The organism is Oscillibacter sp. CU971 (assembly GCF_905219725.1).
Taxonomy (GTDB): Bacteria; Bacillota; Clostridia; order Oscillospirales; family Oscillospiraceae; genus Oscillibacter.
The window spans coordinates 1-6,364 of sequence record NZ_CAJMXG010000177.1; the positions used below are offsets into that span (position 1 = coordinate 1).

General features: G+C 65.5%; 7 protein-coding genes. 4 read left to right on the top strand and 3 right to left on the bottom strand.

Annotated elements, in window-relative coordinates; genetic code table 11:
• Positions 1–107: 107 nt before the first annotated feature.
• Positions 108–728: a CatA-like O-acetyltransferase gene (locus JX325_RS11555; RefSeq protein ID WP_204791268.1), complete on the bottom strand. Its 621-nt coding sequence runs from the start codon at positions 726–728 to the stop codon at positions 108–110.
• 136 nt (positions 729–864) lie between these two features.
• Between JX325_RS11555 and rsmA the strand changes: the two genes are divergently transcribed.
• From rsmA to JX325_RS11575, 4 genes are all read left to right on the top strand, one after another.
• Positions 865–1,716, top strand: coding sequence for a 16S rRNA (adenine(1518)-N(6)/adenine(1519)-N(6))-dimethyltransferase RsmA (gene rsmA / locus JX325_RS11560; protein ID WP_204791269.1), 852 nt, complete (start codon positions 865–867; stop codon positions 1,714–1,716).
• Between the two features lie 20 nt (positions 1,717–1,736).
• Positions 1,737–1,910 (top strand): hypothetical protein, encoded by a 174-nt coding sequence (locus tag JX325_RS11565; RefSeq protein ID WP_204791270.1) that lies wholly within the window; start codon positions 1,737–1,739, stop codon positions 1,908–1,910.
• Positions 1,911–1,945: 35 nt separating this feature from the next.
• A complete protein-coding gene (locus tag JX325_RS11570; protein WP_204791271.1) occupies positions 1,946–2,362 on the top strand; it encodes a Mini-ribonuclease 3 in 417 nt (138 codons plus the stop codon).
• The gene (locus JX325_RS11575; protein ID WP_204791272.1) at positions 2,352–4,091 is read left to right on the top strand and encodes an NFACT family protein; all 1,740 of its coding nucleotides are present in this window, start codon (positions 2,352–2,354) and stop codon (positions 4,089–4,091) included. The genes JX325_RS11570 and JX325_RS11575 overlap by 11 nt, the downstream gene beginning before the upstream one ends.
• Positions 4,092–4,226: 135 nt before the next feature.
• On the opposite strand, the gene JX325_RS11580 is transcribed toward JX325_RS11575, so the two are convergent.
• The gene (locus tag JX325_RS11580; RefSeq protein WP_243414060.1) at positions 4,227–5,486 is read right to left on the bottom strand and encodes a S41 family peptidase; all 1,260 of its coding nucleotides are present in this window, start codon (positions 5,484–5,486) and stop codon (positions 4,227–4,229) included.
• Between the two features lie 262 nt (positions 5,487–5,748).
• The coding region (jag, locus tag JX325_RS11585) for an RNA-binding cell elongation regulator Jag/EloR (RefSeq protein ID WP_204791273.1) at positions 5,749–6,364 on the bottom strand (616 nt) is incomplete at its 5' end.

Consider the following 6,364-nt stretch of genomic DNA (forward strand, 5'->3'; position numbering starts at 1 on the left):
TTCCTCACCCCTTACTCCCTATTTTATCATCTTTACATGAAAAAGTCTGCCGGTAGGCAGACTTTTTCGACAAGCTGGGCCGGGAACATCCGTTCCCGGCTCTTCTTTTACAGCGCCTCGATCAGCTTGGTCAATTCCTGGTGGAACCGGCCCACATGGAGGCCGTCCACGAAGCGGTGGTTCAGCTCCAGGGAGATGTGGAGCACCTTCCGCTCCCCCTCCTGGGCGTATTTCCCCCAGGCAATCCGGGGCACGGCGTCGTCCGGGTCGAAGTTCCGCTCGTTGGTCAGGGCCGTCAGCTCCACCCAGGGAAGGCAGGTGAAGTAAATCAAATCCAGGCTGTCCTCCTGGTCCAGGAAGGTGGTCTGGGCGGCGCTTTTCGCCCTGGCGGCGGCGCAGAAGGTTTGGAGATCCTCCTCCATGGGCAGGGTGACGATGTGGAACCGCTCCGCCCCGGGCTTCAGATCCGTGAAGCTGGGATTTCTCCGGTCAAAGAGGACCAGGTCCTCCCCCCGGAGGGCGTAGCGGAACGCCTCCACGCCGTTGACGGCCCGGGTGCAGAGGTAAACCAGGGAGTGGTAGAAGGANAGGCGGTTTTCCTTGATAAACTGGTACAGCCGGGNGACATNCTGGCGGAAGGTGACGGAGAAAAAGGGCTGGGACATGGGGGAGAAGAAGTCAAACAGCTCCCGCCGGGGCCACGCGGCCCGGTCGACGATGTGGGTCATGGAGGGCCCTCCTTTCTGATGGAAATAGTATATCAAATTCTCCAGGAATTGCAAGTCCTGTGCAGTTTTCCCCTTTCCTCCCGGCCGGTTTTCTGATATACTGCCCTTGAAACTCAAACCGAAAGGCGGACAAGCCATGAATCTCTGCGGCCGGGAAGACCTCCGCGCCCTTCTGGGGCGGCACGGCTTCCATTTTTCCAAGTCCATGGGACAGAATTTTCTCATTGACCCCGCCGTCCCGGCGGCAATATCCGCCGCCTCCCAGGCGGGGGGAAGCTGCGGCGTGCTGGAAATCGGGCCGGGCGTGGGGTGCCTGACGGCGGAGCTGGCGGAGCGGGCCGGGAGGGTGGTTTCCATCGAGCTGGACCAGAAGCTCCTCCCCGTGCTGGCGGAGACCATGGCCCCCTACCCAAATGTTGAAATCGTCCCCGGGGACGCGCTGAAGCTGGACCTCGCCGCCCTGGCGGCGGAGAAATTTCGGGGCCTGCGGCCCCTGGTCTGCGCGAACCTCCCCTACAACATCACCACCCCGGTGCTGACGAAGCTGGTGGAGACCCCCTGCTTTGAGAGCGTTACCGTCCTCCTCCAAAAGGAGGTGGCCCGCCGCCTGGCGGCGGCGCAGGGCTCTTCCGGCGGCGGGGCCTTTACCCTGTGGCTCCAATACCATATGGAGACGGAGGTCCTTTTCGACGTGCCCGCGGCCAAGTTCTTCCCCGCCCCCAAGGTGGATTCCGCCGTCCTCCGCTGCGTCCGGCGGGAGCGGCCCGCTGTGGAGACGGAGGACGAGGCGTTTTTCTTCCGGGTGGTCCGGGGGGCCTTCCTCCTCCGGCGAAAGACCCTGGTGAACAGCCTTTCCGCCGCCCTGCCGGAATGGGGAAAGGAGCGGGTGCAGGCGGCCATGGAAACCTGCGGCCTCCCCCCCGCCGTCCGGGGGGAGAAGCTGACCCTGGAGGACTTCGCCCGGTTGGCGGCGGCCCTGCAAAACTGATGGAACGGAGCGTTGAAGCCATGCAAGAAAACAACAAGATTGAGATTGTGGAAAAGTCCGTGAAAACGGGCATTACGTTTGGAAGCGCCCTGGCAATGGTTATCAGCTATACCAACTGGCATCCTGTGGGTTGGGCCGTCATTAACGGCCTCATGAGCTGGCTGTACGTTATTTATTACATCCTGCGGTATTGACCGGCGGCGCCGGGACTTAAAATAAGGAGCGTGCTATGGAAAACTACTTTCACCCGGAGCTGAGCCGGGACCGCCTTTTGGAAATCAGCTCCATCGGCCTGGCCCACATGGGAGACGCGGTGTTTGAGCTGCTGGTCCGCGCCTGGCTCTGCGCCCACGGCGGGGCNNCGGGAAGGGGGNTGCACNGCTCCGCCGTCCGCCTGGTCTGCGCCGAGTCCCAGGCGGAGAAGGCGGAGAGAATCAAGCCCCTGCTGACGGAGGAGGAAGCGGCCGTCTTCCGCCGGGGGCGGAACGCCCAGGTCCACACCGTCCCCCACCACGCCAGCCGGGCCCAGTACGGCGAGGCCACGGCCCTGGAGGCCCTGNTGGGCTGGCTCTATCTCCAGGGAAAGACGGAGCGGATCAACCAGCTCTTTTGCATTATGATGGAGGAGGAAGCCCATGGCGATTGACGCGATTTGCTTACAGGCCGTCGCGGGGGAGCTGCGCCCCCAGCTTCTGGGCCTCCGGGTGGACAAGGTGCACCAGCCCGCCCGGGACCAGGTGGTCCTCCTTTTCCGGGGAAAGCGCCTGCTGCTGAACGCCGGGGCGGGGGCCCCCCGCCTCCAGCTGACGGAGATCCTCCGGGACAACCCGGCGGAGCCCCCCATGTTCTGCATGCTCCTGCGAAAGCACCTCTCCGGGGCCCGGGTGGCGGGCCTCACCCAGCCGCCCCTGGAACGGCTGGTGAAAATCGAGTTCGACGCCTCCGACGAGCTGGGCCGGGCGGGGAGGCGGACGCTGGTGCTGGAGGCCATGGGCCGCAGGTCCAACCTGATCCTGCTGGACGGGGAGGGCCGGGTCATCGACAGCCTCCGCCGGGTGGACGCGGACATGTCCGCCGCGCGGCAGGTGCTGCCGGGCCTTTTCTACCAGCCCCCCGCCTCCACAGGGCGGCTTCCCTTCCTGGAGGAGACGGAGGAAGGCTTTTCCGCCCGCTTCGCCGCCGCGGCGGCGGAGAAGACCCTGGACGCGTTCCTGCTGGACCAGTACTTCGGCCTCTCCCCCCTCATGGCCCGGGAGCTCGCCTTCCAGGCCGCGGGGGATGTGGACGCCCGGGTCTTCCAGATGGGAGGCCCCGGCCCTTTGTGGCGGGCTTTGGAGGACTTCCAGAACCGGGTCCGGGAGGAGCGCTTTACCCCCGTCTGCCTCCTCCGGGACGGCAAGCCCCTGGACTTCGCCTGCGTGCCCGTGGGCCAGTACGGCGGGGCGGCGGAGTGTGTGGCCTATCCCAGCTTTTCCGCCCTGCTGNACACCTTCTATGAGGCCCGGGAAAAGCAGGAGCGGGCCCGCCAGCGGGGGGCGGACCTCCTCCGGGCGGCCTCGACGGCCCGGGACCGTCTCCGGCGGAAGCTGGCCCTCCAGGAAAAGGAGTACGCGGCCACCCAAGACCGGGACAAGCTCCGGGTACAGGGGGATCTGATCACCGCCAACCTCTACCGGATGGAGCGGGGCCAGGCCCGGCTGGAGTGCGAGAACTACTACGAGGCGGGCGCCCCGGCGTCTATCCCCCTGGACCCCCTGCTGACCCCCCAGCAGAACGCCGCCAAGTACTACAAGCGCTACGCCAAGGCCAAGACGGCGGAGAAATACCTCCGGGAGCAGATGGACCTGGCCCGGCGGGATTTGGAGTACCTGGAAAGCGTCCTGGCGGAAATCGCCCAGGCGGAGACGGAGGCAGACTACCTGGACATCCGCGCCGAGCTCCGGGAGGCGGGTTTCCTCAAAAAGCAGGGCAGGGGGAAAAAGGAAAAATCCCGCCCCGCCGCCCCCTGGGAGTTTTGCACCTCCTCGGGCCTCCGGGTGCTGGCGGGCCGGAACAACCGCCAGAACGACAAGCTGACCTTGAAGGACGCGGACCGCCGGGACCTCTGGCTCCACACCCAGAAGATCCACGGCTCCCACGTCATCCTCCGCTGCGCCGGGCGAACCCCGTCGGAGGAGGATATTGCCGAGGCGGCCATGGTTGCCGCCTGGTTCTCCCAGGCCCGGGAGAGCGGAANCGTGCCGGTGGACTACACGGAGGTCCGGAACGTGAAAAAGCCCGCCGGAGGGCGGCCGGGCATGGTGATTTACACGACCTGCCGCACGGTGAACGTCACGCCGGAGGAGGCCGCCGTGGAGCGGCTGCGGGCAAAGTGAGGACGCGGGAAGAAGGGCTCCGGCCGGCTTTTGCCGGGCGGAGCCCTTCTGTGGATCTTTTCAGACTGTCAATTTTTAACGAAGGGCATGAATCCGCCGCCGCCTCTCCCCAGCGGGAGGCAGGGGCTGTTCCCCCTATCCCCGGGCCGCCTGGACAGCCCGAAGGGCCGTCACCAACGCCGGCTCTCCCGCCGGGGAGAGGATGTCCGGCGTGGTGCCCGCCTCCTCGCTGCTGCTGCCGTCCGGGTTCAGGCCGTACATCATCGTGTACTGGATTAAAATGCCGCTGTTGGGCAGGCGCATCATCACNGGATCCAGGGCCCCGATGCCGTCCCCGCCGGTCCGGCTTCCCACCAGGGTGGCAAAGCCTGTTGTCTGGCAGAACACCGCGAACGACTCGCTGGCGGAGTAGACCATGGGCCCCACCAGCAGCCACACCCGGCCATGGAACGCCGCCCGCTTTGCTGCCGGTTCCACCCGGAGGGTGCTCTCCACAAAATGAGTGGCGGCCTCCAGGCCCTGCCGCTCCAGCTTGGGCAGCNCCGGCAGCTCCGCGATGGGATGCAGGTCCGAGGGGGCGAATACATTGTCGATGTAAGGCCGGTNGTTNTNGCTGTCCGCCAGCAGGGCGTAGTTCGTGCAGGACAGGGGTTCGTCCGCCAGCGGAGCCGTCAGCAGGTCCTGCCAGTAGCCCTCGTTTCCGCCGCTGNTGTCCGTCAGGTCGATGATGAGGTCCGTGCAGTCCCCGGCGGCGTCGTAGAAGTCCCGGATAGCCTGGGCCTCTTTTTGGTAGTCCGGGTCATAGTCCACCAGGAAGCTGTCCACCTTCAAATAGGCGACTCCCGCATCCGGCAGCAGGAGGGTGTGAAGGTTCTCCCCCGCCTCGCCGCCGCTCCAGGAGCCGCCGCCCTCGTCTCCCAGTGCGTCCAGATAGGCTTGCAGCGTTTTGTAGGATTCCTCCGAGGCCTCGATAAGCTCCTTCCACCGCTCCCGGCCGGCGGTGNCCTCCNTCCGGCACCAGTCCAGCATCCCCCGGTAGTCCTCCGGCTCGATGATCCAGAGGTGCCCATAGGGCCCCAGGCGGTAGAGGGAGCTGTAAACGGCGGAGTAGAAGGCCTGGTCGCTGTCGTTTTCGAGAATCGTCTTCCGGTAATCCGCAAAGACCTCCTCCGCCGGGTCCTCCGGGTTCTCCCGGTCGTGAACGCCTAGGCAGAGATAGCTGTCCTTCAGGGTTTTCACAAAGTAGTCGTAGTCCTCCAGCCGCTGCTCCGGGGTCAGACCCAGGGCGTTTTTCAGGGCCGGGTCCCATTTGCCCTCCGGCTCCGCCGCCGGGGCGGCGCAGGCGCTTAAAAGCAGGCAGAGGACCAGGGTCAGGGAAATCCATGCGCGTTTCATAAAATCGTCTCCTTTTTCCTTCGGCGGCGTCCCGCTGCTTCCCTATACGGGACAGCGCCTGGGTTTCCCTCAGNGTAACAGAAAAATCTTACGAACGGCTTGACAAAATCCTTACGAATTTCTTACAATTTCNGGCCCGGCCTCCAGTTAAGTTNTGGAAGACGGCGANCATGCGCAGCCCATCGAAAACGCCTTTCATAACANTCGGCGGCTGCGGGAGAANTAAGAAGAGAGGCNANCCGTCAGGCNGGCCTCTCTTTTTTCAATGCCTCTCGCCCCGGTCCGGAGCCACCACCACCCGGCGGTTGGGTTCCGCNCCGGTGGAGTAGGTGGTCACGCCCTCGAAATCCTGGAGGGCCGTGTGGATCACATGCCGCTCATAGGCGTTCATGGGCTCCAGCGTGACGNTGCNGCNGTAGCGGACCACCTTGCCCGCCACCTTCCGGGCCAGGTGCTGGAGGCTCTGCTCCCGCTTGGCCCGGTAGTTCTCCGCGTCCAGGTGGATGCGGACCCGGGGCCCGCCGCCCCGGTTCACGGCATAGCTGGTCAGCTGCTGGATCGCGTCCAGGGTCTCGCCCCGGCGGCCGATCAGGGACCCAAGGCCCTGGCCCTCCAGGATGACCTTGTAGCGGCCCTTCTCGGGAAGGTAAACCTTCACCCCGGCGGCGCTGTCCATGTGCTCCAGAAGGCCCTTGAGGAAGGCCTTGATGGCCGCGGCCTTCTCATCGTCCACCTCCTCGCCCAGGGAAACCGGCGGCTCCTCCTGAAGGGGCTCCGGCCTGGGGGCGGGACGCTCTTTTTTCTCCGGGCGTTCCTTCTTCTCCCGGGGGAGACGCTCCCTGCGCTCGGGGCGCTCCCGTTTTTCCGGGGCGGCGGGC

What these genes read in the sequence shown, in the direction of transcription:
- rsmA (WP_204791269.1), top strand. Translation starts at nt 865, where the DNA reads ATGAATCTCTGCGGCCGGGAAGACCTCCGCGCCCTTCTGGGGCGGCAC.
- JX325_RS11565 (WP_204791270.1), top strand. Translation starts at nt 1,737, where the DNA reads ATGCAAGAAAACAACAAGATTGAGATTGTGGAAAAGTCCGTGAAAACG.